Raw genomic sequence first — 25,112 nt, 5'->3', positions numbered from 1 at the left:
GCAAGTTCCGTTACGTCACGACCGTTCAGGCAACGTTTTCCAGCACCGCTGCCGGGGCCACGCCAAGCGCGTGACACACGTCGCGGGTCAGCTGCGGGCGGTTCAGCGTGTAGAAATGCAGGTCGTCCACGCCGCCACGGATCAGGTCGTCGCAAAGCTCGGTGCAGAGCGCGGTGGCCAGCAGCTGCTCGCGCCCGTCGCGGGTCGCGGCCTCGAAAGCCTCTTCCACCCAAGCCGGGATCGAGGTGCCGCAGCGCTGTGCGAAACCCTTGGCGCCTTTCCAGGACTGGATCGGCAGGATGCCCGGGATGATCTTGGCGTTGATGCCTTCCTTCTCGCAGGCATCGCGGAAGCGGAAAAAGGTTTCGGCCTCGAAGAAGAACTGGGTGATGGCCGAGGTCGCTCCGGCTTCCACCTTGCGCTTGAGCCAGCGCACATCGGCGAAGGTGTCGGCGGCTTCCGGGTGCGGCTCGGGGTAGGCACCACAGCGGATGGCAAAGCGACCATCAGCGGCCAGCGCCTCGATCAGCTCGACCGACGACGCGAAACCCTCGGGATGCGGCACGAAACCGGCCGAGCCCTTCGGCGGATCGCCACGCAGCGCCACGATCTCGGTCACGCCGGCCTCGGCGTAGGAATTCACGATCTCCAGCGTCTCGGCCTTGGTGGCGTCAACGCAGGTCAGGTGCGCGGCGACGTTCAGACCGTAGTTCTTGTGGATGGTGCCGACCGCCTCATGGGTCAGCTTGCGGGTGGTGCCGCCCGCGCCATAGGTGACCGACACGAAGTTCGGTTGCAGCGGAGCCAGCATCTGCACCGTCTCCCACAGGCGGAACGACGCATCCAGCGTCTGCGGCGGGAAGAACTCAAAGCTGATCTTCGGCGTGGTCATGATGGTATCCTTTCGTTGCGCCCCTTGTGCCTGATTCTGGGATGTGAGACAAATTCATAATCCTCAAGAAGGTTATGAGGCGCACAACAAGATGCATCTTGAGTTTCGACACCTGCGGACGATCAAGGCGATCCACGATGCCGGCGGCCTCGCGCGCGCGGCGGATATTCTGCACATCACCCAGTCGGCCCTGTCGCATCAGGTGAAGGGGCTTGAGGATCAGGCCGGGGTCGAGCTGTTCGTGCGCCGCTCGAAGCCCCTGCGGCTGTCGGCGGCGGGGATGAAGCTCTTGCGCCTTGCCGAACGCATCCTGCCCGAGATCGACGCGGTCGAGCAGGAATTCGACGCCCTGCGCAAGGGCCGTGCCGGACGGCTGCATATCGCCATCGAATGCCACGCCTGTTTCGACTGGCTTTTCCCGGTGTTAGAGCAGTTCCGCCGCGCCTGGCCCGAGATCGACATCGACATCCGCCCCGGCCTTGCCTTCAACGCGCTGCCCGCGCTGGCGCGCGAAGAGGTCGATCTGGTGATCTCCTCCGACCCGGAAAAGATCGAGGGCATCGTCTTCAACCCGCTTTTCGATTACTCGCCCACCTTCATCGCCGCCTCGAACAGCCCGCTTGCCGCCAAGCCCTATGTGGTGGCCGAGGATTTCGCGGATCAGACACTGATCACCTATCCGGTGGACCGCGCGCGCTCGGACGTGTTCACGCAATTGCTGACCCCCGCACGGGTTGAGCCGAAAGCCCATCGCAAGGTGGAACTGACGACCGTGATCCTGATGCTCGTGGCCTCGGGGCGCGGGGTGGCCGTGCTGCCCGACTGGGTGCTGCGCGAGGTAAAATACCAGCCCGACTACATCACCCGCCCGGTGACCGAGAAGGGCCTGACCAAGCGCCTTTACGCCGCCACGCGCGAGGAAGACGCGACCGAACCCTATATGGCGCATTTCCTGCGTCTGGCGCGGACCGAACCGGTCAAGCTCCAGCGGGCCTGATGTATCCGCACAATTCTGTGCGTGACGAAGGGGCGTGTGCGTCCTACATCGGTTGCAATCCGAGGGACATTCCGATGACCGCCATTCCGCAGCCGACCCGCGCCGCCAGCGCGACCGTCTTCCCGATCCTGATCGCGATCAGCCTGTGCCACATGCTCAACGATGTGATGCAGTCGATGCTGTCGGCGATCTATCCCATGCTGAAGGCGGATTTCGCGCTCGATTACTGGCAGATCGGGATGATGACGCTGGCCTTCCAGGGCACTGCCTCGCTGTTGCAGCCCGCCATCGGGATTTTCACCGATGCGCGCCCGCAGCCATGGTCGCTGCCGGTGGCCTCGGCCTCGACCTTCTTCGGGGTGCTGGTGCTGGCCTTCGCGCCCAGCTACCCGGTGCTGATCTTGGGCGCGATGCTGATCGGCATCGGATCGGCCATCTTCCATCCCGAAAGCAGCCGCGTGGCACGTCTGGCCTCGGGCGGGCGCTTTGGGCTGGCGCAATCGGTGTTTCAGGTCGGCGGCAATTTCGGCACGGCGATCGGGCCCTTGCTTGCGGCCTTCATCGTACTGCCGCTGGGGCGCGGGTCGGTTGCGCTCTTCGGCATTCTGGCGGTGATCGCGGGCACGGTTCTGGTGCGCGTCAGCCGCTGGTATGGCGGCGTTTTGGGCAACCGCGTGCGCCGGGCGGGCGACAAGACCCTGCCGCTGCCGCGCAATCGTGTCGTCGTGGCGCTGTCGGTGCTGGCCTTCCTGACCTTCACCAAGAATATCTACATGGCCTCAATTAGCTCTTATTACACCTTCTACCTGATCGAGACCTTCGCGGTGGATACCCGCACGGCGCAGCTGATGTTGTTCTTGTTCCTTGGCGCGGTGGCGGCGGGGACGGTGCTGGGCGGGCCGGTGGCCGACCGCTGGGGCCCGATGACCGTGATCTGGATATCAATCCTGGGCGTTCTGCCCTTCACGCTGGCGCTGCCGCATGTGGGGCTTGTGGCCTCCGGGGTGCTGTCGGTGCTGATCGGCTTGATCCTCGCCTCGGCCTTCTCGGCCATCGTCGTCTTCGCGCAGGAACTGCTGCCGGGCAGGGTGGGCATGGTCGCGGGCATCTTCTTCGGGCTTGCCTTCGGCATGGGCGGGATCGCTGCGGCGGCGCTTGGTGTGCTGGCCGACCACTACGGCATCCGCACGGTTTACCTGATCTGCTCGGTCCTGCCCGCGATGGGGGTGCTGACGATCCTTCTGCCCAAGCGATCCGAGTTCATCACCGGCAGCTGACCCCTTGGAATCTCGGCGCGCCTTGTGTATGGCGAGCCCTTGAGCCAAAGGAGCCCCCCGATGCAAGGCAGCGCAAACCTCAACCTGATGATCAAGGCAGCCCGCAAGGCTGGCCGCTCGCTGGTCAAGGACTTCCGCGAAGTCGAGAACCTTCAGGTCTCGTCCAAGGGTCCGGGGGATTTCGTGTCGAAAGCCGACCGCGAGGCCGAGCGCATCATCAAGGAAGAGCTGCGCGGCGCCCGCCCGTCCTATGGCTGGCTGGGTGAGGAAACCGGCGAGGACGCCGGCGAAGACCCGACCCGCCGCTGGATCGTCGATCCGCTCGATGGCACCACCAACTTCCTGCACGGCCTGCCGCATTGGGCGGTCTCGATCGCGCTTGAGCACAAGGGCGAGGTTGTCGCCGGGGTGATCTTCGACGCGGCCAAGGATGAGCTTTATTACGCCGAGAAGGGCCTTGGCGCCTTTATGAACGAGACCCGCCTGCGCGTCTCGGGCCGCCGCAACATGATCGAGGCGATCTTTGCGACTGGTGTGCCCTTCGGCGGTAAATCGACCCTGCCCGCGACGCTGCAAGACCTTGCGCGCCTGATGCCGGTCTGCGCCGGTGTGCGTCGCTTCGGTTCGGCGGCGCTTGACCTCGCCTATGTGGCCGCGGGCCGCTACGAAGGCTATTGGGAGCGCGGCATCAACCCGTGGGATATGGCTGCGGGCCTGATCCTCGTGAAGGAAGCCGGCGGTTTCATCGGCCCGGTGCGCGAGGGGCGCGACATCTTCGAAAGCGGCTCGGTCATCGCGGCCAATGCCGAGATGTTCGAGCCCATGTGCAAGATTCTGCGCCAACCCGCCTGATCGGGCTACCGTTCACCACTTGTTCACTTTGATCTGAGAGCCTGCCCGCAGAAGCGATCTGCGGGGGAACGATGACGGGTGAGGTGAACTGGATTGGCGTGGGGCAGGCCTTCGCGCTGCCCGAGGATACAATCGACGCAGCGGTGGAAGAGCTGTCACGCGCGGCCGGTGACATGGCGCGTTGCGCGGCGGCCGAGGCCATGGTCATGGGGCGTGTGGCCGCCCTGCGGACGCTTTTGGGCGAATGCGCTGCCTTGCAGGAGCAGGCAGGGGCGACCGAGGCCGAGACGCTGCAATCTGCCCTTGCCGCATTGCGCGACGATCTGGCCTCGCTTGAGGAAACCCTGCCGCTGGAGCGCGCCTTCCATGCCGATGAGCGTGACCGCGCCCGGGCCCGGATGGCTCAGGCCCGTGGCCGGCTGCGTCAGGCGATGCCCGGCTGATCGTTAGTCGCGCCGGGGCGTGTTCAGCCCGCGCTGTACTGCCGGGCGGGCCAGGAACCGGTCGAGATAGCCGGGCACATTGCGCAGCTGATCCCATCCCGCGATATCCGCCGCCTTGTAGCCGTCGCGCAGTGCGCGCAGCCAGGGTGCAATGGCAATATCGGCGATCGAGTATTCCCCGGCGATCCAGTCTTTCCCCTCAAGCGCGGCATCCAGCAGCTTGAGTTCGCGCTCGACCTCGGCGCGGAAGCGTTCCTTGGCGCGCGGGTCTTCGATCTCGCGTCCGGCGCCGGTGTGATAGTAGGCCAGCTGGCCAAACATCGGGCCGACGAAGCTGACCTGGAACATCAGCCATTGCAGGATCGGATAGCGGTCCTGCGCGGGCATGAGGCGCCCGGTCTTCTCGGCGAGGTAGATCAGGATCGCGCCGCTCTCGGTCAGGGTCAGGGGCTGCGCGCCGGGGCCGTTCGGGTCGATGATCGCGGGGATCTTGTTGTTCGGGTTGAGCGCGGAAAACTCGGGCGAGAATTGCTCGCGCTCCTCGAAGCGGATGTGATGCGCCTCATAGGGCGACCCGAGTTCCTCTAGCATGATCGACACTTTGACCCCGTTCGGGGTGGGGCGCGAATACAGCTGGATCGCCGTTGGATCGGTTGCGGGCCAGCGTTGCGTGACGGGATGGCGGGCAAGGTCGAACATGAAAACCTCCTGACGCGGGGATGCGAGGCGCGAAATTCCCCCTACGGTAAAGATGCAGTCGGATTGGAATCATGCTACCCCTTACGGGTCGCGACCAAACGACGCGGCACTGTTCAGGGGCAAGAAATGATCAAAGAGTTCAAGAATTTCATCGCCAAGGGCAATGTCATGGACATGGCCGTTGGTATCATCATCGGCGCGGCTTTTACCGCGATCGTGACCTCGCTGGTCTCGGACCTGATCAACCCGATCATCGGGGTGGTCACCGGCGGGATCGACTTCTCCAACCTCTTCGTGAACCTGGGCGAAGGTGAGTTCGCCTCGCTGGCCGCCGCGCGCGATGCCGGTGCGCCGGTCTTCGCCTATGGCGCCTTCATCACGGCGGTCATCAACTTCCTGATCATCGCCTTCGTGGTGTTCCTGCTGGTCAAGGCGGTCAACCGCATCAAGGACGCGGCCAACCCGCCCGAGGAACCCGCGCCCGCCGCGCCCGCAGGCCCGACCGAGCTGGAGGTTCTGCTGCAAATCCGCGACGCGCTGCAAAAGTAAGTCGCGTGGATCGCTGGAATGAAAAGGCCCGGTCGTTTGACCGGGCCTTTTGCTTAGATTGACAGGGCCTCGTGCGCCGTGATGAACGGCATCCCGAGCGCCTCGCCCACCGGCGGGCAGGTGATGTGGCCCGCGTGCACGTTCAGACCGGCCAGCAGGTGCGGGTCTTCGTAGCAGGCCTGCTTCCAGCCCTTGTTGGCCAGCGCCAGCATGAAGGGCAGCGTCGCGTTGCCAAGCGCCAGCGTCGAGGTGCGGGCAACCGCGCCCGGCATGTTCGCCACGCAGTAATGCATCACGCCATCGACCTCGTAGATCGGATCCTGGTGGGTGGTGGCGCGCGAGGTCTCGCAGCAGCCGCCCTGGTCGATCGCGACATCGACGATGACTGCGCCGGGCTTCATGGTCTTGAGCATGTCGCGCGTCACCAGCTTGGGCGCCGCGGCGCCCGGGATCAGCACGGCGCCGATGACCATGTCGGCCTGCGAGACAAGCTCGGCCGTGGTGGCGCGGCTCGAATAGGCGGTGCGGAAGGTCTTGCCGAACATGTCGTCAAGCTGGCGCAGGCGCGGCAGCGAGCGGTCAAGAACGGTGACATCGGCGCCCATCCCGGCAGCCACTCGGGCCGCATGAGTGCCCACCACGCCGCCGCCGATCACGACGACTTTGGCCGGGGCCACGCCCGGAACGCCGCCCATCAGCACGCCGCGGCCGCCATTGGCCTTTTGCAGCGTGTAGGCGCCGACCTGCGGGGCCAGCTTGCCCGCGACCTCGGACATCGGCGCCAGCAGCGGCAGGCCGCCGTTGCGGTCGGTCACGGTTTCATAGGCGATGCAGGTGGCGCCCGACTTGATCAGGTCCTTGGTTTGCTCCGGATCGGGGGCCAGGTGCAGGTAGGTGAACAGGATCTGGCCGGGGCGCAGCATTGCGCGCTCGACGGCTTGGGGCTCCTTGACCTTCACGATCATGTCGGCCTCGGCAAAGACGGCCGCAGCGTCGGGCAGGATCTTGGCGCCTGCCTCGATATAGTCGGCATCGGCAAAGCCCGAGCCCATGCCCGCGCCCGCCTCGATCAGCACTTCATGGCCGTTCGCAACAGCCTCGGTGGCCGCGCCCGGCGTCATGCCGACGCGGAATTCCTGCGGCTTGATTTCGCGCACGCATCCGATTTTCATTTGGTATCCTCCCTGGATCCTGAGATCTGCATGTGGACGATCCTGCGCGCTTTTTGCCGCAATTGTGTTGAATTCCTGTTGCGATTCCGGGTGGTTTGAGGCGATATCTTCTGGGTATCCTGATTTTGACCGGAGAAAATTGCGCAATCATGACGCTTGACGCCACAGATCGCCGAATCCTGACCGTGCTGCAAAAGCAGGGCCGCATCTCTAACGCGGAACTGTCCGAGCGGGTGAACCTCTCGGCCTCGGCCTGCCATCGCCGGGTGCAGCGGCTGGAGGAAGAGGGCTATATTCGCGACTATGTGGCGCTGCTTGATACCCGCAAGCTCGGGCGCCCGACCACGGTCTTTGTCGAGATCACCCTATCTGGGCAGGCCGATGAGGTGCTCGAGGCCTTCGAGCGCGAGGTCAAGAAGATCCCCGATGTGCTGGAGTGCCACCTGATGGCGGGTTCGGCCGATTATCTGCTGAAGGTCGTGGCCGAGGATACCGAGGATTTCGCGCGCATCCACCGCGCCAAGCTCGCACGGTTGCCGGGTGTGCAGGGGATGCAGTCGAGCTTTGCGCTGCGCACCGTGTTCAAGACAACCGCGCTGCCGGTCTAGTCGCGCCAGAAGCGCGGCAGGGCCAGCACCAGGATCGCAAGCAGCCCAAGCCGCCCCAGCAGCATCGCCAGCGTCATCAGCCAGGTCGCCGTGTCGTTGAAATCGACCATGGTTCCGGTGCGCGTAACCATCGGCCCGATGCCGAAACCGATATTTCCGATGCAGCCCCAGATCGCGAACAGCGCCGAGGTCAGATCGACACCGGCCATCGACATCGCGACCGAGAGCACGCCGAGCGTCAGGATATAACCGGTGACATGCAGCATCAGTGGGTAAAGCGTTGTCTCGTCCAGCGCCTTGCCGTCGTAATGTGGCTGGATCACCCGGTGGGGTGAGTGCAGCTGACGAATGCTGGTGCCGATCGCGGCGAAAACCACCTGCACCCGGAACACCGACAGCGCGCCCGAGCTGGACCCGGTGCAGCCACCCGCCAGCCCCAGCAGGAAGGCCAGCACCAGCGCGAAGGGCCCCCAAGCCTCGATCCCGGAAACGCCGAAACCGGTGCCGGTCAGCACCGAGGCAAAGTTGAACGCGGTTTCACGAAAAACCTGCTCGAAGGCGATATCCTCGCGGATCGCGCGGTAGGCCGACATCATCACGCAAAAATAGGCAAACCAGCGCAGGAAGGCGCGGACCTGCGAGTCGCGCCAGAGCGGCTTGGCTTGCCCCTGCACCAGTTGGAAGAAACGGATATAGGGCATCGCGCCCAGAAGCATGAAGACAAGCCCTGCATATTGCGCGGCGGGCGACCAGATTGCGAAATTCGCGTCATATGTGCCAAAGCCACCCGTGGCGATGGCGGCCATGGCATGGATCACCGCATCAAGCGCCGGCATCCCGCACAGCAGGAAGATCAGCGCGCACAGAAGCGTCAGGCCCGAGTATATCTGTAGCAGCGAGATCGCAATATCGCGGGCGCGCGGCAGCACCTTGCCCAGCGTGTCGAACCCCTCGGTCTGGAAGTAGCGCATCCCGCCGATGCGCATCACCGGCAGGAAGATCATCGCCACGAAGGCGATCCCCAGCCCGCCCATCCAGTTCAGCATCCCGCGCCACAGGACGACCGATTTCGGCAGCTCCTCAAGCTTGAGGAACACGGTGTAGCCGGTGGTGGTGATCCCCGAGACTGCCTCGAAATAGGCATCGGTATAGCTGACGTCGGGTTTGCCCAGAATAAAGGGCAACGCGCCGAACGCGGGCACGATCACCCAGATCGCAGCGGTGAGCAGATAGGCCTGGCGCAGCGACAGGCCCTTGCCGCGGTCCACCCGGGAGGCCAGCGCCAGCAGCGCACCAAAGAGAATCGTTATGATTGCGGCCTCGAATACTTGCGCCCAGTTCGGATCCGCTAGCGACAAATCCAGCGCAGCGGGGGCAAGCATGGTGACCCCGAGCGCCAGCAGAATCAGTCCTAGATGGTGAAAGACAGGGCCGAAATCGGGCATGATGCGAGAGCCTGTGTGCGGGCGCGGCATAAGCGCAATTCACGACCGCGTGAGCACCAAAAAACCCCCGATGGCGGGGCCATGGGGGTTGATTGTTGCGGATAAACCGCCAGCATTTTCAGGTGCTTAGAGAGCGCCTTCGCGCTGGGCCTTCTTCCGTGCCAGTTTACGGGCACGACGGACGGCTTCAGCTTTCTCGCGCGCTTTCTTGACCGAAGGCTTCTCGAAATGTTGCTTGAGCTTCATTTCACGGAAAACCCCCTCGCGCTGAAGTTTTTTCTTCAGAGCACGAAGCGCCTGTTCGACGTTGTTGTCGCGAACGCTGACCTGCATGTGGTGTCACCACCTTCCTAAGTTAGAGTTGCATCAGAGTGCAGGAAGCGGCCATATAGCAGGGAAGCCCCGCTTTGTCTACTGCCCGCGCGGAAGGAAAAACTCCATGAAAAACGACCATTTGGACGTGGACCGGCTACAGGCCGAACTGCTTGCCGCGATCGAGCCGCACGTGCCCTTCGATGGCTGGTCGGAGCCCGCGTTCAAGGCTGCGGTGGCCGATCTGGGCGTCGATCCGGGGTTGGCGCGCGTGGTCTGCCCGCGTGGCGCGGTCGATCTGGCGGTGGCCTATCACCGGGCGGGGGACCGCGCGATGGAGGCCGCGATTGCCGCCGGAGATTTCACCGGGTTCAAGTTCCGCGACAAGATCGCCGCCGCGGTGCAGATGCGTCTTGAGGTGGCCGACCGCGAGATGGTGCGCCGGGGCGCGGCACTCTTCGCGCTGCCGCAACATGCCGCGACGGGCAGCAAGCTGATCTGGGAAACCTCGGACCGGATCTGGCGCGCGCTTGGCGACTCGAGCGAGGATTTCAACTGGTACACCAAGCGCCTGACGCTCTCGGGCGTCTATTCGGCGACGGTGCTGTTCTGGCTGGGCGACGAGAGCGAGGATCACCGTGAGACGCGCGAATTCCTCGATCACCGGATCGAGAACGTGATGCAGTTCGAGAAGGTCAAGGGCAAGGTCATGGGCCTGCCCCTGGTGAAGGATTTTCTGGGGGCGCTGAGGGCGCCCACGGCGCCGGATCTGCCAGGCCGGACGGGAGGCGATAAATGACTCTGGCGCAGATGATGACGGCGGTCGAGATCACCGCTCCGGGCGGCCCCGAGGTGCTCAAGACCACGACGCGCGCCGTGCCGATGCCGGGGCCGGGCGAGATCCTGATCGAGGTGTCCTATGCCGGGGTGAACCGCCCCGATGCCTTGCAGCGCGCGGGCGCCTACAAGGCGCCGCCCGGTGCGTCGGACCTGCCGGGGCTGGAGTGTTCTGGGCGCGTGGCGGCCCTTGGACCCGACGTCGCGGGCTGGCAAGTGGGCGATCCGGTCTGTGCGCTGCTACCCGGCGGCGGCTATGCCGAATATGTCGTGACGCCTGCTGTCCATGCCCTGCCGGTGCCCATGGGCGTCAGCCTGCGCGACGCCGCCTGCCTGCCCGAAACCTGCTTCACCGTCTGGTCCAACATCGTCATGCGCGGCGGGCTGAAGGCGGGCGAGCGGTTCTTGGTGCATGGCGGCTCGTCCGGTATCGGCACGACGGCGATCCAGATTGCCTCGGCGCTTGGCGCGCGAGTCTTCGCCACCGCCGGCTCGGCCGAGAAATGCGCCGCCTGCGCCGATCTGGGCGCCACCGCGATCAACTACCGTGAGCAGGATTTCGTCGAGGTTCTGCGCGCCGAGGGTGGGGCCGACCTGATCCTCGACATGGTCGGCGGAAGCTATATCGCGCGCAATATCAAGGCGATGGCGGATGACGGGCGGATAGTCTTCATCGCCTTCCTTGAAAGTCCCAAGGCCGAGATCAACTTTGCCCAGGTGATGCTGCGTCGGCTGACGATCACCGGCTCGACCCTGCGCCCGCAATCCGACGCCGCCAAGGCCGAGATCGCGGCGCAGCTGCGCGGGCGGGTCTGGCCGATGATTGACGCGGGCAAGCTGCGGGTGATCCATGACAGCGAATTCCCGCTGGCCGAGGCGGCTGCCGCCCATGCCCGCATGGAAAGCAACGCTCATATCGGCAAGATCGTGCTGAAGGTGCGTTAACGCACCGCCTCCATCAGCGCGTCCCGCATGGTGCAGTCGCGGATCGTATCCGTGCCGCATCTGCGGGGCTCCAGGCCTTTGGTCAGGCAGACCCGCGCCTCTTGAAGCCGCCCGGACTTGCAGGTGATGGTGATCTGGTCGCGGGTCAGCCTGGGGTTGGCCTCAAGGAAGGCTTCTTCGACCACGGTAGCGGGCAGGCGGATGTCGCGGTTGAGGCGCGAGAAGACCTCGGGGATCGTCACGCTCTCATAGGCCGCGCGGGCGGTGGCGTAGTATTCCTCGGCGCTTAACCCCGCGCAGCGGCCGTGTTTTTTCCACTGATACCAGGCCGCCCCATCCGAGCCCATCACATCCTCCATCGCTGCCGATTGCGCGCGCGAGGGATCGCGGGCACTGGTGCGGCAATAGCTGGGCCAGCCAGTTTCATATTGCGGCCAGAGCCCGTGCAGCACGAAGGTCGCGTCATTCGCCGGATCGCATTGCGCGGCATCGCGGCCCGCGCCGTCGGTCGCGCACCAGCCCGGCGCCCAGGACAGCGAGAGCACGTAATAGTCGAAATCGCCTGCCCGTTCGCCCTCGGCCCATGCGGTCAGGGGCCACAGCATCAGGCAGGCCAGCGCGAAACCCTGCATTTTCTCTTTTCTCCGGACGTTTTCGGCACTATATACGGCTCAATTCCCCACCAGAAATGGACCGCGGCCGGGAAAAACCTAGGCCGCAGCCGGTTTCTCGGCACGGGAGAGATTTGTAAAGGATGGCTCCGATGACGAACAAGCCCCTGATGTCCAAGGCAACCGCCGTGTGGCTGGTGGACAATACGACGCTGACCTTCAAGCAGATCGCGGATTTCTGCGGCATGCACGAGCTTGAGGTGCAGGGCATCGCCGATGGCGACGTGGCGGCCGGTGTGAAAGGCTTCGACCCGATCGCCTCGAACCAGCTCGACCAGAAAGAGATCGACAAGGGTGAGGCTGACGCGGGCTACAAGCTGCGCCTCAAGTTCAACGCCGCCGCCGTGGGCGAAGACAAGCGCCGCGGCCCGCGCTACACCCCGCTGTCCAAGCGTCAGGACCGCCCGAACGCGATCCTGTGGCTGGTCAAGTTCCACCCCGAACTCGCCGATGCGCAGATCGCGCGCCTGGTGGGCACCACCAAGCCGACCATCGCCTCGATCCGCGAGCGCACGCACTGGAACATCCAGAACATGACCGCCATCGACCCGGTCGCGCTTGGACTGTGCCGCCAGTCGGAGCTGGATTCCGAGGTGCAGAAAGCCGCCAAGAAGCGCGCCGCCGAAGGCGTGATGAGCGATGACGAGCGCCGCAAGCTGGTCTCGACCGAGCAGTCGCTTGGCATGGCGACCGAGCCGCGCCTGCCGACCGCGATCGCGGGGCTTGAGAACTTCACCCTGGGCGGTGGCGATGAAGAGAAGGCCGAGCCCAAGGATTTCTCGGATGCGGACAGCTTCTTCAACCTGCCGCATGGCGATGATGACGAGGATGACGAGGACAACTGATCCTCGCCACACCGAACACAAGGGCCGCCCCTCGGGCGGCCTTTTTCTTTGCGCGCTGGCCAAGAAAAAAGGCGGCCCGAAGGCCGCCTTTCATCGCTGTGCCGGTCGTCAGATCGACAGGCAGATGTATTTCATCTCGAGGTAATCCTCGCAGCCGTGGTGCGAGCCTTCGCGGCCCAGACCCGACTGCTTGACGCCGCCGAAGGGCGCGACCTCGGTCGAGATGATGCCGGTGTTGACGCCGACGATCCCGTATTCGAGGCCTTCCTGCACGCGGGTGATGCGGCCGATGTCGCGGGCGTAGAAATAGGACGCCAGGCCGAAGATCGTGGCATTGGCTTTCTCGACCACCTCTTCCTCGGTCTCGAAGCGGAACAGCGGCGCGACGGGGCCAAAGGTTTCCTCGGTCGCGACCTTCATCTCCTGCGTGACGCCGGTGACAACGGTCGGTTCGAAGAAGGTGCCGCCAAGCGCGTGGCGCGCGCCGCCGGTCACGACCTTGCCGCCGCCCTTGAGCACGTCGGCGATGTGTTCCTCGACCTTGGCCACGGCCTTGTCCGAGATCAGCGGGCCGGTGGTGATACCATCGTTTAGCCCGTCGCCCACGTTCAGCTTGCGCACTGCGGCGGCCAGCTTTTCGGCGAAGGCATCATAGACGCCGGCCTGCACGTAGATGCGATTGGCGCAGACGCAGGTCTGGCCGTTGTTGCGGAACTTGGACATCATCGCGCCCTCGACAGCCGCATCCAGATCGGCGTCGTCGAACACGATGAAGGGCGCGTTGCCGCCCAGTTCCATCGAGCATTTCATGACCTGATCGGCGGCCTGACGCAGCAGGATGCGGCCCACTTCGGTCGAGCCGGTGAAGGTCAGCTTGCGCACGGCGTGGTTCTCGCAGAACTCCTTGCCGATGTCCGAGGCGCGCGACGAGGTCACGACCGACAGGATACCCTTGGGCAGGCCCGCGCGTTCGCCCAGAACCGCCATCGCCAGCGCCGAGAGCGGGGTTTCCGAGGCCGGGCGGCAGACAAAGCCGCAGCCCACGGCGATCGCCGGGCCAGCCTTGCGCGCGATCATGGCGTTGGGGAAGTTCCACGGCGTGATCGAGCCCACAACGCCGATCGGCTGCTTGATCACCTGGATGCGCTTGTCGCGCATGTGGCCGGGGATCGTTTCGCCGTAGATGCGCTTGGCCTCTTCGCCGAACCATTCGATGAACGAGGCGCCATAGGCGATCTCGCCGCGGGCTTCGGGCAGGGGCTTGCCCATCTCGGCGGTCAGGATCAGCGCGAGGTCTTCCTGATTCGCCATCATCAGGTCGAACCACTTGCGCATGATCGCGGCGCGCTCTTTGCCGGTGCGCGCGGCCCAGTCCTTCATCGCGACCTGCGCGGCGGCGATGGCGCGGGCGGTCTCGGCGCGCGACAGGTCGGGCACGGTGCAGATCACGTCGCCGCGGGCGGGGTTGGTCACCGCGAAGGTCGCGCCGTCATCGGCGTCGATCCACTCGCCAGCGACATAGGCCTTGGTGACGAGCAGCGAGGGGTCCTTGAGCAGGGATTTGAGATCGGTGTTGGTATCGAGCATGGGTCATCCTCCCGGAATTTGGGCATGGAGTGAGGGAAGCACGCGCAGAGGGGCCTTGTCCATCCTTCCGAATGGTCAGATAGGGCCGCCGCGCTTGCCGAACAGGGCGGTGCGCTTGCCAAACTGGCAGGTCAGGTGCGGAATCGCGCCGACCAGCAGGGTTGCAGATCGCCGGGCATGGGGGTTGCTGCATGAATGGCGCGGGCGATGGCGCGGGCAAGGCAGCTGGCCGCCGCATGGCCCAGAACGAAGGGGTCGGCCATCGGATCGGGCAGGGCGCGCGCACCGGTTGCCGCCGCAAAGACCAGATCGCCATCGAAAGGCGTGTGCGAGGGCACAAGCGCCCGCGCCATCCCGTCATGCGCGGCCACCGCCATGCGCTGCGCCTGCGCCTGTGTCAGGATCGCGTCGGTCGCGACGATGGCGATGGTGGTGGCCTCGCCCATCCGTTTCATCGGAGCGGGTTCATCCGCCGCAGGGTAGGTAGCCGCGACGCCAAGCCCGCCGAATTCGCCCTCCAGTTCCCAAGGCGCGGCCCAGAATTGCGGCTGATCGCCGACGGTCGCCTGCCCAAGTGCGTTGACCGCCACCAGCGCGCCGACGGTGATGCCGTTTTCCAGCACCGCCGAGGCCGAGCCGAGCCCGCCTTTCAGGTTCCCGGTCATCGCGCCGTAACCCGCGCCCGCCGTGCCGATCTCGAAATCAGAACTGCTGGCCTCCAGCGCCGCACGGCCAAGGGGTGCGTAGGGATTGGCGGCCCACCCCTTGTCGCCGCAATTGAGCAGATCGAAGAGGATCGCGCCGGGCACGATGGGCACGCGCATGTCGCCCACGGCAAAGCCGCGCCCCACCGCCCGCAGCCCCTCGGTCACGCCCGATGCCGCATCGAGCCCGAAGGCCGACCCGCCCGACAGCACCAGCGCGTCCACCTCTTGCACCAGCTTGTCGGGGGCCAGCAGGTCGGTCTCGCGCGTGCCGGGCGCGCCGCCCATCACATGCACCGCCGCGACGAACGGGCGCTCGCCCACCAGCACGGTGCAGCCGGAGCGCAGCCGCTCGTCCTGCGCATTGCCCACGCCCAGCCCCGCGACATCGGTGATCAGATTTCTTGGCCCCGGTCTCATCGCGTTTACTCCCTCAGATGCAGCGTCCGCCGTCCACTTCCATCGCGACGCCGGTGATCATCGACGCTTCGTCCGAGCACAGGAAGAGCGCCGCGTTCGCCATGTCCTCGGGGGTCGAGAAGCGCCCGATCGGGATTGTGGCCAGAAACTTCGCGCGCACCTCGGGGGTGTCTTCGCCCATGAAGCTCTTCAACAGCGGCGTTTCCCCCGCCACCGGGTTGATCGCGTTGACGCGCACGCCAAAGGGGGCAAGCTCGACGGCCATGGCGCGGGTCGCGGTGATCATCCAGCCCTTCGAGGCATTATACCAGTTCAGCCGGGGGCGCGGCGAGACGCCCGCCGTCGAGGCCACGTTCAGGATCGCCCCGCACCCGGCCGCCTTCATATGCGGCACGATGCTGCGCGCGGTCAGATAGACCGACTTGCCGTTGACCGCAAAAACCCGGTCAAAATCGGCCTCCGAGACATCCTCCATAAAGGCGGGCAGGTGGGTGGTGCCCGCGTTATTGACCAGAATGTCGATCCGCCCCCAGGCTTGCATCGCGGCCTCGGTCATCGCGGCGACGGACCCGCCCCGGCTCACATCGACGGCGCAGGGGATCGCGCCGATCTCTGCGGCGAAGGTCGCTGCGGCCTCGGCGTTCAGGTCCGCGACCATTACCTGCGCGCCCTCGGCCACGAAGCGCCGCGCGATGCCCGCCCCGAACCCCGAGGCCGCCCCGGTCACGATCGCCGTTTTGCCTTGCAGTCTCATGTCATCCTCCCTCAGCCGTGCCACGCCGCGACTGTCTTTAGCGCCGAGAAGCCGTAAAGCGCCTCGAACCCCTTTTCGCGACCATGGCCGGATTTGCCGGTGCCGCCGAAGGGCAGCTCGACCCCGCCGCCCGCGCCGTAATTGTTCAGGAAAACCTGCCCGGCCCGCAAGCGCTTGGCCATGCGCATCGCGCGCGGCCCGCTTTCAGACCAAACCGAAGCGACCAGCCCGTAATCGGTGCCATTGGCGATAGCGGTCGCTTCATCTTCGCCCTCGAAGGGGATGACAAGCTGCGCGGGGCCGAAGATTTCCTCTTGTGCGAGGCGATGCGCGCCATGCCCGCCCGCGATCAGGGTGGGGGCGAAGTAATGCCCTCCCGCAGGCGCATCGGCCACGACCTGCCCGCGCGCCGCAATCTCGAGATCGGCGGCCAGCGCCAGATAGCCTTCGACGATCTGCTTTTGCCGCCCCGAGATCAGCGGCCCGAGGTCGAGATCGGCCAGTGCAGGCCCCACGCGCAGGGAGCGGTAGGCCTCGGCCATGCGGGTGACGACCTCGTCATAGCGGCTGCGCTCGACTAGGATGCGCGAGGCGGCAGAACAGGTCTGGCCCGCGTTCTGAATACCTGCGTTGACGAGGAAAGGCAGCGCCCGGTCGAGGTCTGCATCCGCAAACACCAGTTGGGGCGACTTGCCGCCCAGTTCCAGCGTCACCGGCACGACATTCGCCGCCGTTGCCGCCTGGATCATCTGCCCAACGGCGACCGAGCCGGTAAAGCTGAGGTGGTTGATGCCGGGGTGCAAGGACAGCGCCGCCCCCGCTTCCTCGCCCAGACCCGTCACGATATTCAGCGCACCCGCGGGCAGGCCCGCCGCGCAGGCGATCCGCCCGAAGGCGAGCGCGGTCAGCGAGGCTTCCTCGGCGGGTTTCAGCACGGCGGCATTGCCCATCGCCAGTGCCGCCCCGACCGAGCGGCCAACGATCTGCATCGGGTAGTTCCAGGGCACGATATGCGCCGTCACGCCATGCGGTTCACGCAGCGTGTAGGCGGTGTAGCCGTTCAGATAGGGGATGGTTTCGCCCATCACCTTGTCCGCCGCGCCGCCGTAGAACTCCAGATACCGCGCCAACGCCACCACATCGGCGCGCGCCTGTTTCAGCGGCTTGCCAACGTCGAGCGCCTCGGCCTGCGCCAGCGCCTCGGCATGCTCCAGCACCAGCCCGGACATGCGCATGAGGACGCGCCCGCGTGCAGCCGCGGTCAGCGCGCCCCAGTCGCCCGCAAGCGCGCCTTGTGCCGCCGCGACGGCCGCGTCGATATCAGCGGGCGTGCCGCGCGCGATCTCGGCGATGGTCTCCCCGGTCGAGGGGTTCTCGACCGGCAGGTGTTCGGCGGTGGGCAGCCACCGACCGCCAATCAGGATCTCGGCCGGGTCAAACCAGAGCGGTTGCATGTCTCTCCTCCGTCCATGCTTGCGGAATTTGCGGCGCGGCTGCCAGAAGCCGCGCGGTGTAGGCGTGTTGCGGGGCGGTAAAGAGCGCCTCGGTCAGGCCCTGCTCGACGATCCTGCCCGCCTGCATCACAAGGCAGCGGGTCGTGACCGCGCGCACCACCGACAGGTCATGCGAGATGAACAGATAGGCCAGATCGTGGCTGCGTTGCAGCCCCGCCAGCAGATCAAGCACCTGCGCCCGCACCCGAACGTCGAGGGCCGAGACTGCTTCGTCCAGCACGATCAGCTTGGGGCGGGTGATCAGCGCGCGGGCGATGGCGATGCGCTGGCGCTGCCCGCCTGAAAATTCGTGGATGAACTTGCCCCGGTCGTCGGGCGAAAGGCCCACCTCGCGCAGCGCCTCGGCCACGCGCTCGCGCCAGTCGGCGGGGCGACCGGTCAGGTGGAAGGGCTCTGCCACCAGCCGCTCGACCCGCTGGCGCGGGTTGAACGAACCATAGGGGTCCTGAAACACCACCTGCACATCGGCGCGGGCGTGGCTGGGCATCTCGGGGCTGACCGCGTGGCCCGAAAGCGTGATCGCGCCAGACGCGAGCGGATCGAGCCCAAGGATCGCGCGGGTCAGGGTGGATTTGCCGCAACCGGACTCGCCCACCAGCCCAAGCGATTCACCCGCGCCAAGGGTGAAGCTGACGTTATCGACGGCGCGCAGCTCGGGGTGCGGCGCGAAGGGCTTGGGGCGCGGCAGGCGATAGCTGCGGGTGGCGGCGCTGACGGTCAGCAGTGGCGCGCCGGTCTTGGGCGTGCGGGCAGCAGCGGGATGGTGGGTCGAGGCCGCTAGCAGATCGGCGGTATAGCGCGCCTTGGGACGACGAAAGAGCCGCTCGGTCGCGCCGGTCTCAATCACGCGGCCTGCCTGCATCACCGCCACCCTGTCAGCCATGCCGGCGACCACGGCAAGGTCATGAGTGATAAGCAAAAGCGCCATGCCTTCAGACCGCGCGAGATCATGCAGCAGGCTCAGCACCTCGGCCTGGGTGGTAACGTCGAGCGCGGTCGTGGGCTCGTCCGCGATCAGCAGGCGCGGGCGCAGCGCGATGGCGAGCGCGATGGCCACGCGCTGACGCTGGCCGCCCGACAGCTCATGCGGATAGAGATCAAGCGGGAAACGCGGCGCCGTCAGGCCCACGCGATCCAGCCGGTCGCGCGCGACCGCCAGCGCCTCGGCGCGCGGCATCCTCTGATGGACCATCAGCGTCTCGGCCACCTGATCGCCGATGGTCATCAGCGGGTTGAGGGCGGTCATCGGTTCCTGGAAGATCATGCCGACCTCGTTGCCGCGCAGACGGCAAAGGGCGCGTTCGGGCAGGGTGGTGATCTCGCGCCCCTCCAGCCGCACCGCGCCCGACACCTGCGCGCCCGGCGGCAAGAGGCCCATGATCGCCAGCGCGGTCATCGACTTGCCCGAACCGGATTCGCCCACCAGCCCGACGATCTCACCCGGCGCGAGCGACAGCGAGACCTCGCGCAGGATCGCGGTGGGGCCGATCTGGACCGAGAGGGTTTCCAACGACAAGAGGCTCATGCGACGCGCCCCCGCAGCCTTGGGTCGAGTGCATCACGCAACCCGTCGCCCAGCAGGTTCAGCCCCAGCACGGTGGCAACAATCGCAAGGCCCGGAAACAGCGCCACATGCGGTGCCATCACCACCATAGTCTGCGCCTCGGCCAGCATCCGGCCCCAGCTGGGCGTCGGCGGCTGCGCGCCAAGGCCCACGTAGCTCAGCCCCGCCTCGGCCAGAATGCCAAGGCTGAACTGGATCGTCCCCTGCACGATCAACAGGTTCGCGATATTGGGCAGGATATGCTCGACCGAGATGCGGGTGCGATGCTTGCCCGCAACCCGTGCCGCGCGGATGTAATCGAGCGTCCAGAGGCTGAGCGCACCTGCACGCGCCACGCGGGCGAAGACGGGGATGTTGAAGATGCCGATGGCGATGATCGCGTTCAGCGCCGAGGGGCCGAAAACGGCGGTGATCAGAATGGCGATCACGAGCGAGGGGAAGGCAAAGATCAGGTCGTTGCCGCGCATGATCGCCTCATCGAGCCAGCGCCTCCGATGCGCGGCGGCGGCAAGGCCAAGCGGCACGCCAAGCCCCATGCCGATCCCGACCGCCACCAGCGCCACCGCGAGCGAGGTGCGCGCCCCCGCCATGATCATCGACAGGATATCGCGCCCGAAATGATCGGTGCCCATCCAATGCGCGGGTGAGGGCGGTTGCAGCCGCGCGCCGATCTGCAGAGCGGTCACGTCATAGGGTGTCCAGACCAGCGAGATGAGCGCCGCGACCAATGCAATTGCGGAGAGCACCGCACCAAGCACAAGCGCGGGCCTCATGCCGGTCTCCTCAGCCGCGGGTCCACGGCGGCATAGGCGAGGTCGGTCAGGAAGGTCACCGCGATCACGGCGAACACGAGCAGCATGACGACGGATTCGACCACGATCAGATCGCGCTGCGTGATGGCCTGAAAGATCAGCCGCCCGAGGCCCGGCAGGTAAAAGACGTTCTCAATGATGATCGCGCCTGCGAGCAGGAAGGAAAACTGCATCCCGAGGATTGTCAGCACCGGGATCAGCGCATTGCGCAGCGCGTGGCGGGTGAGCGCGGCCTGACGGCTCAGGCCCTTGGCGCGGGCGGTGCGAATATAGTCCTGCCCCAGCGTCTCGATCAGGGCCGAGCGCAGAACGCGCGCGAGGATCGCTGCCTGCGGCAGCGCCAGCGCGACGGCGGGCAGGGTCAGGGCGCGCAGCGCGGCGAGCGGGTCGGACCAGCCTGGAAAGCCCCCCGCCGGGAACAGCCGCCAGCGCACCGCAAGCAGCAAGACCAGCAGCATGGCGAACCAAAAGTTCGGCACGGCGATACCAAGCTGCGTCGCCCCCATGACCGCCGCATCCGTCGCCTTGCCGCGACGCGCAGCCGCGATCAGCCCGGCGGGCAGCGCCAGTGCCGTGGACAGCGCCAGCGCGATCAGCGCCAAGGGCAGCGAGATCTTGAGCCGGTCGCCCACCAGCTCGGCCACCGGCACCTTGTAGGTATAGCTCAGCCCGAAATCGCCGCTGAGCATGCCACCCACCCAATGCAGGTAGCGCAGCGGCAGGGGCTCATTCAGGCCAAGCTGATCGCGCAGCGCGGCAACCGTCTCGGGCGCGGCATTCAGCCCTAGCATAAAGGACGCAGGATCGCCCGGCGTCACCTCGATCAGCGCGAAAATCGCAAGGCTCGCCACAACGAGCGATGCGATCAGCGAGGCAATGCGTTTCAGGATATAGCGGCCCATTCCGGGCAGGTTCCGCCGAGCGGACCGGATGGTCAAGGCCCCTCGCATGTCTCCGACCATTTCACGGGGGCCATTTCACGGGGGATTGCGCGACGGCGCGGCTTGGGGCAGCATCTGCCCGAGTCGCGGCGATGGCGTCGCCGGAGGGCCGTTGGCCCGGTGACTTGCGGGCAACCGCCGGACGTCCTGTACGCCGGGATCTTTCGGGGTCCCCTGGCCCCTACGGAGACGACAATGCAAAGACCCGAATTCTACACCTGCGAGAACGGCCAGAAGGCCCCGCTGCCCTTCGCCCCCGAGGAATACGAGGCCCGTCTGGAAGGTCTGCGCGACCTGATGGAGATGCACAGCCTCGACGCCTGCCTCATGACCTCGATGCATAACATCGCCTATTACTCGGGCTTTCTCTATTGCAGCTTTGGCCGGCCCTACGGACTCGTGGTGACGCGTGACCGTTCGGTCGTGATCTCGGCGGGGATCGACGCGGGCCAGCCCTGGCGACGCTGCCATGGCGAGGCGCTGACCTATACCGACTGGGCGCGCGACAACTACTGGCGCGCGGTGGCCCATGTCATCGGCACCGGCAAGGCGGTGGGGGTCGAGGCTGATCACCTGACCATGGTCAATGCCGAGAAGTTCAACCACTTCCTCAAGCCCAAGCGCGGTATGGACATCGCCCCCGGGACGATGGTGCAGCGCATGGTCAAATCCGCCGCCGAGATCGAGCTGATCAAGCACGGCGCGGCGGTGGCCGATGTGGGCGGCTACGCCATCCACGACACGATCAAGGAGGGCCTGCGCGAGATCGACGTGGCCATGGCGGGCCGCGACGCGATGGAGGCCGAGATCGCCAAACGCTTCCCTGACGCCGAGTATCGCGACACCTGGGTTTGGTTCCAGTCCGGCCTCAACACCGATGGCGCGCATAACCCGGTCACCGGGCGCAAGCTCAAGCGCGGCGATATCCTCAGCCTCAACTGCTTCCCGATGATCTCGGGCTATTACACCGCGCTCGAGCGCACCATGTTCGTAGGCGAGGTGGACCCGGCCAGCCTTAAGATCTGGGAGGCCAACGTCGCCGCGCATGAATACGGCATGAGCCTGCTTGTGCCCGGCGCGCGCTGCGACGAGGTCACCGCCAAGATCAACGACTTCTTCGCCGAGCGCGACCTGCTGCAATACCGCACCTTCGGCTACGGCCACAGCTTCGGCGTGCTCAGCCATTACTACGGCCGGGAGGCGGGGCTGGAACTGCGCGAGGATATCGACACGGTGCTGGAACCCGGCATGGTGATCTCGATGGAGCCGATGCTGACGCTGCCCGAGGGCATGCCCGGCGCGGGCGGTTACCGCGAGCATGACATTCTGGTCGTGGGCGAGGACGGATCCGAGGATATCACCAAATATCCCTACGGGCCTGCCTTCAACGTGGTCGGATAAGCAACTTCGGGTCCGCGGGGCAGCCCGCGGACCCGGCCGTTCAGCTTTGCGCGGGCGCTGCGTAGCGCATCATGATCTCACCGGCGGCGTTCTGGGCCGCAGTGAACTCGGCCGAGGTGAAGGCCTGTACGGTCTTCAGCCCGTTGACCGAGCCCGATGCCCCCGCGACCATCAGCGCAGGCAGCATTTTCCGAACGTCATCCGTCTCGACGATCATCAGAAAGTCATTGTCGCCGGTCGTCAGCAGGTAGGTCACAAGCTTGCCGCCCGCGGCCTCGACCAGGGCACGGGTGGCGCTTTCACGATCGCTCGGATGGGCGATCATGCCTTTCATTGCGGCAGCGGAATAGCTGCCGGTCACGATGAATTTGGACATGGTTCCTCCCTCTCTGTCCTCGACCGAGCGGGTCAGGATGCCCGCAGCCGGGCCGGGGACGCGCGATCATAGCATGAAACGGGTCGATTCTGCGGGGCGCGTGTCACAAAAGCTTTGCTGCGCTGTCAGGCTTCTGTCGCATCGCTGTCCCATCGTCCGCGCGATTTCCGTCAGGAGGACGATACATGTTCGCACCACGCCTTTTCGCCGTCAGCTCGACCATCGCGCTTTGCGCCGCCATGCCCGCGGCCGCCGAGATGAACTTCAACCGCATCGCCGCTTTCGCGACCCCGGCCAATATGGCCGAGGGCGAGGATCGTGCCCGTGAAACCTCGTCCGAGATCATTGCGGCGACCGAAGATGGCATGATGCTCGTCTACACCGACAGCCCGCTAGGGGTGATCGGTCTGGTCGATATCGCCGATCCCAAGGCGCCGAAACCGCTTGGCAATGTCGCGATGCAGGGCGAGCCGACCTCGGTCGCCGTCATCGGCAATACCGCGTTTGTCGGCGTGAACACGTCGGAAAGCTATGTGGCCCCCTCGGGCCGTCTGGCGATGGTCGATCTGGGCTCCAAGGCCGAGGTTGCGTCTTGCGATCTGGGCGGCCAGCCGGATTCGGTTGCGCGCGCCAAGGACGGCGCGTTCCTGGCCATCGCCATCGAGAACGAACGCGACGAAGAGCTGAACGATGGCGCGCTGCCGCAGATGCCCGCGGGCTATGTGGTCAAGCTGCCGCTCAAGGACGGGCTGGCCGATTGCGACGCTATGCAGAAGATCGACGTGACCGGCCTTGCCGCCGTCGCCGGTGACGACCCCGAGCCCGAATTCGTCGACATCAATGCCGCGGGCGAGATCGTCGTAACCATGCAGGAAAACAACGAGATCATCGTGATCGGCGCCGATGGCGCGGTCGCCAACCATTTCAGCGCGGGCAGCGTCACCCTTGAGGACGTGGACACCAAGAAGGACGGAAAGATCGCCTTCACCGGCAGCCTGACCGACATTCCGCGCGAACCCGACGCGGTGAAATGGATCGACGCGGATCATTTCGCCACCGCCAACGAGGGCGACTGGAACGGCGGCTCGCGCGGCTGGACGATCTTCAAGAAGGACGGCACCGTCGTTTACGACAGCGGCAATACCTTTGAGTATGCCGTGGCCGAAATCGGCCATTTCCCCGACAAGCGCGCCGGCAAGAAGGGTGTCGAGCCCGAGTCGGTCGAGTTTGGCATCTTCCACGGCCAGCCGCTGGTCTTCATCGGGTCCGAGCGCGGCTCGGTCGTCGGTGTCTATGACGTGAGCGATCTGGCCGCGCCCAAGCTGCTGCAACTGCTGCCCTCGGGCATTGGCCCCGAAGGTTATGCCGCGATCCCCGCGCGCAACCTGCTCGTTTCGGCCAACGAAACCGACCTCGGCGCCGATGGCGCCGCGCGCGCCCATGTGATGCTGTATGAGCGTTCGGACGCCCCGGCGGCCTATCCCACGATCACCTCGGCCGGTGCCGAGGAGATGATCGGCTGGGGCGCGCTGTCGGGCCTGGTCGCAGATGCCGAGAAGCCCGGCATCCTCTATGGCGTGTCGGACAGCTTCTACTCGGCCGCGCCCTCGATCTTCACCGTCGACGCGAGCGCCAAGCCCGCCCGTATCGTGAAGGCGACGGTCGTGACCCGCGATGGCGCCCCGGCGCAACTGATGGACCTTGAGGGCATCACGCTTGACGGTGAAGGCGGCTTCTGGCTGGCGACCGAGGGGCGCAGCGACAAGATGATCCCGCATGGGATCGTGCATGTCGATGAGAACGGCAAGATCAAGGAGCAGATCGGTCTGCCCGCCGAGCTGTCGGCCAATGAGGTCCGCTTTGGCTTCGAAGGCATCGCCAAGGTTGGCGACACGCTGTGGATGGCCGTTCAGCGCGAGTGGAAGGACGATCCGGCAGGCATGGTCAAGCTGGTGGCCTATAACACCGAGAGCGGCGAATGGGGCGCGGTGCGCTATCCGCTTGAAGCCAAGGGCGCGGGCTGGATGGGCCTGTCCGAGATCACCGTGCAGGGCGATCACGCCTATATCGTCGAGCGCGACAACCAGCTTGGCGATCTGGCGGCGGTGAAGAAGATCTTCCGCGTGGCACTGGCCGAGATGCAGCCCGCGGCGCTTGGCGGAGAGCTTCCGGTGGTGGCCAAGGAAGAGGTGCGCGACCTGATCCCCGAGCTGAAATCCTTCGGCGGCTACGTCGTGGATAAGGTCGAGGGCTTTGCCATCGACGCGGCGGGCGAGGGCTTTGTGGTCACCGACAATGACGGCGTCGATGACAGCTCGGGCGAGACGCTGTTCTTCTCGATCGGCAAGCTGAACTAAGCTCTGCGGCCTTGAATTCGGCCCGCGCGGGGCAATCCTCGCGCGGGCTTTTTTGCCACGCGGGGCGCCTGCGGTCCCGCGCGGGGGTTGACGCAGCGACGCGGGCTTGACCATCTGCGCAGATTGGTCGGATCCTGT

At 65.8% G+C, this 25,112-nt stretch carries 25 protein-coding genes; 11 read left to right on the top strand and 14 right to left on the bottom strand.

Annotated elements, in window-relative coordinates:
* Nucleotides 1-25: 25 nt before the first annotated feature.
* A complete protein-coding gene (gene metF / locus LZA78_RS08485) occupies nucleotides 26-892 on the bottom strand; it encodes a methylenetetrahydrofolate reductase [NAD(P)H] (RefSeq protein ID WP_233676502.1) in 867 nt (288 codons plus the stop codon).
* Nucleotides 893-983: 91 nt separating this feature from the next.
* Between metF and LZA78_RS08480 the strand changes: the two genes are divergently transcribed.
* The 4 genes from LZA78_RS08480 to LZA78_RS08465 all read left to right on the top strand — a co-directional run bounded on the left by LZA78_RS08480 (nucleotide 984) and on the right by LZA78_RS08465 (nucleotide 4,461).
* Nucleotides 984-1,889 carry a LysR family transcriptional regulator gene (locus LZA78_RS08480; protein ID WP_233676501.1) on the top strand — a complete coding sequence of 302 codons (906 nt, stop codon included), beginning with the start codon at nucleotides 984-986 and terminating at the stop codon, nucleotides 1,887-1,889.
* A 74-nt stretch (nucleotides 1,890-1,963) separates the two neighbouring features.
* Nucleotides 1,964-3,166 (top strand): MFS transporter, encoded by a 1,203-nt coding sequence (locus LZA78_RS08475; RefSeq protein ID WP_255697306.1) that lies wholly within the window; start codon nucleotides 1,964-1,966, stop codon nucleotides 3,164-3,166.
* A 60-nt stretch (nucleotides 3,167-3,226) separates the two neighbouring features.
* On the top strand, nucleotides 3,227-4,018 hold the full coding sequence (locus LZA78_RS08470) for an inositol monophosphatase family protein (RefSeq protein WP_233676500.1): 792 nt from the start codon (nucleotides 3,227-3,229) through the stop codon (nucleotides 4,016-4,018).
* Nucleotides 4,019-4,089: 71 nt separating this feature from the next.
* Entirely contained in the window at nucleotides 4,090-4,461 is a 372-nt protein-coding gene (locus LZA78_RS08465) for a hypothetical protein (protein ID WP_233676499.1), read from the top strand.
* A gap of 3 nt (nucleotides 4,462-4,464) precedes the next feature.
* Here the strand turns inward: LZA78_RS08465 and LZA78_RS08460 are convergent, their stop codons facing one another.
* Nucleotides 4,465-5,160: a glutathione S-transferase N-terminal domain-containing protein gene (locus LZA78_RS08460; RefSeq protein ID WP_233676498.1), complete on the bottom strand. Its 696-nt coding sequence runs from the start codon at nucleotides 5,158-5,160 to the stop codon at nucleotides 4,465-4,467.
* Between the two features lie 126 nt (nucleotides 5,161-5,286).
* Between LZA78_RS08460 and mscL the strand changes: the two genes are divergently transcribed.
* On the top strand, nucleotides 5,287-5,709 hold the full coding sequence (mscL, locus tag LZA78_RS08455; RefSeq protein WP_233676497.1) for a large conductance mechanosensitive channel protein MscL: 423 nt from the start codon (nucleotides 5,287-5,289) through the stop codon (nucleotides 5,707-5,709).
* A 53-nt stretch (nucleotides 5,710-5,762) separates the two neighbouring features.
* Here mscL and ald read toward each other — a convergent pair whose 3' ends face one another.
* Nucleotides 5,763-6,881, bottom strand: a complete 1,119-nt coding sequence (gene ald / locus LZA78_RS08450) for an alanine dehydrogenase (protein WP_233676496.1) — start codon at nucleotides 6,879-6,881, stop codon at nucleotides 5,763-5,765.
* A 149-nt stretch (nucleotides 6,882-7,030) separates the two neighbouring features.
* Here ald and LZA78_RS08445 point away from each other — a divergent pair, with 149 nt between their 5' ends.
* Nucleotides 7,031-7,489 carry an Lrp/AsnC family transcriptional regulator gene (locus tag LZA78_RS08445; protein WP_233676495.1) on the top strand — a complete coding sequence of 153 codons (459 nt, stop codon included), beginning with the start codon at nucleotides 7,031-7,033 and terminating at the stop codon, nucleotides 7,487-7,489.
* Here LZA78_RS08445 and LZA78_RS08440 read toward each other — a convergent pair.
* Both LZA78_RS08440 and rpsU read right to left on the bottom strand, forming a co-directional pair.
* Nucleotides 7,486-8,934, bottom strand: a complete 1,449-nt coding sequence (locus LZA78_RS08440) for a TrkH family potassium uptake protein (RefSeq protein WP_233676494.1) — start codon at nucleotides 8,932-8,934, stop codon at nucleotides 7,486-7,488. The two genes, LZA78_RS08445 and LZA78_RS08440, sit on opposite strands and share 4 nt — an antisense overlap.
* 126 nt (nucleotides 8,935-9,060) lie before the next feature.
* Nucleotides 9,061-9,267 carry a 30S ribosomal protein S21 gene (gene rpsU / locus LZA78_RS08435; RefSeq protein WP_011748553.1) on the bottom strand — a complete coding sequence of 69 codons (207 nt, stop codon included), beginning with the start codon at nucleotides 9,265-9,267 and terminating at the stop codon, nucleotides 9,061-9,063.
* 106 nt (nucleotides 9,268-9,373) lie between these two features.
* Here rpsU and LZA78_RS08430 point away from each other — a divergent pair, with 106 nt between their 5' ends.
* On the top strand, nucleotides 9,374-10,045 hold the full coding sequence (locus LZA78_RS08430) for a COQ9 family protein (RefSeq protein ID WP_233676493.1): 672 nt from the start codon (nucleotides 9,374-9,376) through the stop codon (nucleotides 10,043-10,045).
* A complete protein-coding gene (locus LZA78_RS08425; protein WP_233676492.1) occupies nucleotides 10,042-11,028 on the top strand; it encodes an NAD(P)H-quinone oxidoreductase in 987 nt (328 codons plus the stop codon). The genes LZA78_RS08430 and LZA78_RS08425 overlap by 4 nt, the downstream gene beginning before the upstream one ends.
* Here the strand turns inward: LZA78_RS08425 and LZA78_RS08420 are convergent.
* On the bottom strand, nucleotides 11,025-11,660 hold the full coding sequence (locus LZA78_RS08420) for a ribonuclease T2 family protein (protein WP_233676491.1): 636 nt from the start codon (nucleotides 11,658-11,660) through the stop codon (nucleotides 11,025-11,027). The two genes, LZA78_RS08425 and LZA78_RS08420, sit on opposite strands and share 4 nt — an antisense overlap.
* Nucleotides 11,661-11,791: 131 nt before the next feature.
* Here LZA78_RS08420 and LZA78_RS08415 point away from each other — a divergent pair, with 131 nt between their 5' ends.
* Complete coding sequence (locus LZA78_RS08415; RefSeq protein WP_233676490.1) at nucleotides 11,792-12,544, top strand: DUF1013 domain-containing protein; 753 nt, start codon at nucleotides 11,792-11,794, stop codon at nucleotides 12,542-12,544.
* 108 nt (nucleotides 12,545-12,652) lie between these two features.
* Here LZA78_RS08415 and LZA78_RS08410 read toward each other — a convergent pair whose 3' ends face one another.
* The 7 genes from LZA78_RS08410 to LZA78_RS08380 all read right to left on the bottom strand — a co-directional run bounded on the left by LZA78_RS08410 (nucleotide 12,653) and on the right by LZA78_RS08380 (nucleotide 20,801).
* The gene (locus LZA78_RS08410; RefSeq protein ID WP_233676489.1) at nucleotides 12,653-14,131 is read right to left on the bottom strand and encodes an NAD-dependent succinate-semialdehyde dehydrogenase; all 1,479 of its coding nucleotides are present in this window, start codon (nucleotides 14,129-14,131) and stop codon (nucleotides 12,653-12,655) included.
* A gap of 131 nt (nucleotides 14,132-14,262) precedes the next feature.
* The gene (locus tag LZA78_RS08405) at nucleotides 14,263-15,255 is read right to left on the bottom strand and encodes a P1 family peptidase (protein ID WP_233676488.1); all 993 of its coding nucleotides are present in this window, start codon (nucleotides 15,253-15,255) and stop codon (nucleotides 14,263-14,265) included.
* Between the two features lie 13 nt (nucleotides 15,256-15,268).
* Nucleotides 15,269-16,009 (bottom strand): SDR family oxidoreductase, encoded by a 741-nt coding sequence (locus tag LZA78_RS08400; protein ID WP_233676487.1) that lies wholly within the window; start codon nucleotides 16,007-16,009, stop codon nucleotides 15,269-15,271.
* An 11-nt stretch (nucleotides 16,010-16,020) separates the two neighbouring features.
* The gene (locus LZA78_RS08395) at nucleotides 16,021-17,463 is read right to left on the bottom strand and encodes an aldehyde dehydrogenase family protein (RefSeq protein ID WP_233676486.1); all 1,443 of its coding nucleotides are present in this window, start codon (nucleotides 17,461-17,463) and stop codon (nucleotides 16,021-16,023) included.
* Nucleotides 17,444-19,048, bottom strand: coding sequence for an ABC transporter ATP-binding protein (locus LZA78_RS08390; RefSeq protein WP_233676485.1), 1,605 nt, complete (start codon nucleotides 19,046-19,048; stop codon nucleotides 17,444-17,446). The genes LZA78_RS08395 and LZA78_RS08390 overlap by 20 nt, the downstream gene beginning before the upstream one ends.
* A complete protein-coding gene (locus tag LZA78_RS08385) occupies nucleotides 19,045-19,860 on the bottom strand; it encodes an ABC transporter permease (RefSeq protein ID WP_233676484.1) in 816 nt (271 codons plus the stop codon). Before LZA78_RS08385 ends, LZA78_RS08390 begins: the two co-directional genes overlap by 4 nt.
* On the bottom strand, nucleotides 19,857-20,801 hold the full coding sequence (locus tag LZA78_RS08380; protein ID WP_233676483.1) for an ABC transporter permease: 945 nt from the start codon (nucleotides 20,799-20,801) through the stop codon (nucleotides 19,857-19,859). The genes LZA78_RS08385 and LZA78_RS08380 overlap by 4 nt, the downstream gene beginning before the upstream one ends.
* A gap of 234 nt (nucleotides 20,802-21,035) precedes the next feature.
* Here LZA78_RS08380 and LZA78_RS08375 point away from each other — a divergent pair, with 234 nt between their 5' ends.
* Nucleotides 21,036-22,241, top strand: coding sequence for an aminopeptidase P family protein (locus tag LZA78_RS08375; RefSeq protein ID WP_233676482.1), 1,206 nt, complete (start codon nucleotides 21,036-21,038; stop codon nucleotides 22,239-22,241).
* Between the two features lie 40 nt (nucleotides 22,242-22,281).
* Here the strand turns inward: LZA78_RS08375 and LZA78_RS08370 are convergent, their stop codons facing one another.
* Nucleotides 22,282-22,617 (bottom strand): GYD domain-containing protein, encoded by a 336-nt coding sequence (locus LZA78_RS08370; protein ID WP_233676481.1) that lies wholly within the window; start codon nucleotides 22,615-22,617, stop codon nucleotides 22,282-22,284.
* A gap of 185 nt (nucleotides 22,618-22,802) precedes the next feature.
* Here LZA78_RS08370 and LZA78_RS08365 point away from each other — a divergent pair, with 185 nt between their 5' ends.
* Nucleotides 22,803-24,974, top strand: coding sequence for an esterase-like activity of phytase family protein (locus LZA78_RS08365; protein ID WP_233676480.1), 2,172 nt, complete (start codon nucleotides 22,803-22,805; stop codon nucleotides 24,972-24,974).
* Nucleotides 24,975-25,112: the final 138 nt, after the last annotated feature.

The sequence above is a fragment of the Rhodobacter flavimaris genome (assembly GCF_021378075.1).
Taxonomy (GTDB): domain Bacteria; phylum Pseudomonadota; class Alphaproteobacteria; order Rhodobacterales; family Rhodobacteraceae; genus Rhodobacter; species Rhodobacter flavimaris.
This window is presented reverse-complemented; position numbering and strand designations above follow the sequence as displayed.